Raw genomic sequence first — 2,102 nt, forward strand, 5'->3', positions numbered from 1 at the left:
TATATCGCTCATAGAGACTCCCTTGGATCTTTTATAGCTAAAATTCTTATATATTTGATTTACGAATATGTTCGAACTGGAAATTTAAGCGCAACACATAATAATGNAGAAACTAATCACTTAATGACTCGATACCAAACAAATCTAACAACCAATCTGCTTTTTCATTCTTGCCATCTTCAGCTGCTCGTCTAACACTAATCGTAGGATGGTGAATTAGTTTATTCGTTAAGCCCCTAGATAATTGAGTAATTACCTGTTCGGCGTCCGCACCTCCACGCAAGGCATTTAGAGCGCGCTCTAATTCCTTCTGCTGAAGCGTCTCTGCATGTGATCTAAAGCGTTTCAAACTATCACCAACTGAAGAAACACGCTGACGATTAAGAAAATATTCACTTCCCTCAAGAATCATCCGCTCAGCTTCTTGAGCAGCGCCTTCTCGGTTTTTTACATTCTCATCAATAACATCTTTTAAGTCATCAACGGTATAAAGGTAAACATCAGATAACTCTCCTACCTGAGGTTCAATATCTCTTGGTACCGCTATATCCACCATAAAGAAAGGTCGGTGCTTACGATGCTTTAAAGCTCTCTCTACAGCCCCCTTGCCTAATATAGGCAAGGAGCTAGCCGTCGACGCAATCACAATATCGGCATCGATTAATAAATCTGGAATATCACCTAATAAAGCTGCCTCACCTTCAACCAGACTCGACAGATCCTGGGCACGAGCCAGCGTTCGATTTGCAATTATGATCTTTTTAATACCACTTTGTTTCAGGTGCCTAGCCACTAACTCAGTGGTTTTACCCGCCCCGATAAGTAAAGCAGTATTGTCTGAAAAATCTGAGAAGAGCTGGCGAGCCATATTGACGGCAGCAGCGGCGACCGACACTGGGTTTTCACCAATCGCCGTATCAGTGCGTACTTTCTTGGCGACAGAGAAACAATGTTCAAAGAGCCGACCTAGTTTCCCTTGAACAGCCTGATATTCTTGTGCTGAAGCATAGGCTGATTTCAGCTGCCCTAAAATCTGTGGCTCTCCCAGAACAAGAGAGTCCAAGCCAGCAGCAACACGCATTAAATGAACAACCACATCTTTACCATCATAGACAAAGCTACAGTTTTCGAGGTCTTCTGAATTAACACAATGATAGTCAGCCAACCAAGTCTGCAACATCGCAACATCAATTGCATGATTGCCAGCACAGTATATTTCTGTTCGGTTACATGTCGATAAAATAACCGCTTCATTAACATTCGGCAGTTTTTTGATTGACTCCAACGCGATATCGAGACGTTGTAAATCAAACGCAACTTTCTCTCGAACGTCGACAGTTGCAGTCTTATGATTAATTCCAAACGCCAAAAACGACATGTATACCAAGCAATTTGATTTAAAGCGGCTATTCTACAAATAGAATACATAGAAAGCCAATGACACAGAGCAAGTTCTTAGAGCTAGAAGCCACTTATTTTATGATTAAAGCCTCGACAGCACGACAAAAAGTAGTTCAAACAAATGAACCCTAGCACATGGCCAAACTATACGAACGGTAAGTTGACACCTTAAACCCATCTGTCATCATAAAACTCGTCAAGCCTCAATTATTTAAAAGAGATTCAGATTGAAAGCACTACTCAAACTTATATTAATTTCATCACTTTTCTCACTCAGCGCCTGCTCTAGCCTAATGAAAGCAAAGCAATCTGAGACAGATACCACCGCAAGTAGTGAAAAGCTTTCATCTGAGACATCTCCAGAGTATCAAGATTTCGACCTAAATAAAGACACGCTCTACGACCTGCTTGTTGCAGAGGTTGCTGTCCAGCGTCAAGAATTCAATATCACCTTGCTTAACTATATCCAACAAGCGCGCATGACAAGAGATTTAGGTGTTGTTAAGCGTGCTGTAAATGCAGCTCAATACATGAAAGACATGGAGGCCATAAAGGAAATGGCAATCCTTTGGGTTGATATAAAGCCAGACAGCATTCCGGCACATCAACTTCTGACCTATCAGTATTCCCTTTCTCGCGAATACGAACAGGCCATGCAACATATCGAAAAGATTATCGAGCTTGGCGGTGATGCCCGAGTA

Annotated in this window: 1 protein-coding gene and 1 pseudogene; one reads left to right on the forward strand and one right to left on the reverse strand. The window is 41.8% G+C overall.

Going from position 1 to position 2,102, the window contains the following annotated elements:
- Positions 1-112: 112 nt before the first annotated feature.
- On the reverse strand, positions 113-1,378 hold the full coding sequence (hemA, locus tag A3761_RS11765; RefSeq protein ID WP_068515824.1) for a glutamyl-tRNA reductase: 1,266 nt from the start codon (positions 1,376-1,378) through the stop codon (positions 113-115).
- 250 nt (positions 1,379-1,628) lie between these two features.
- On the opposite strand from hemA, the pseudogene A3761_RS11770 reads away from it, so the two are divergent.
- Positions 1,629-2,102, forward strand: a pseudogene (locus A3761_RS11770) (hypothetical protein); the annotation flags it as partial.

The organism is Oleiphilus sp. HI0123 (assembly GCF_001635315.1).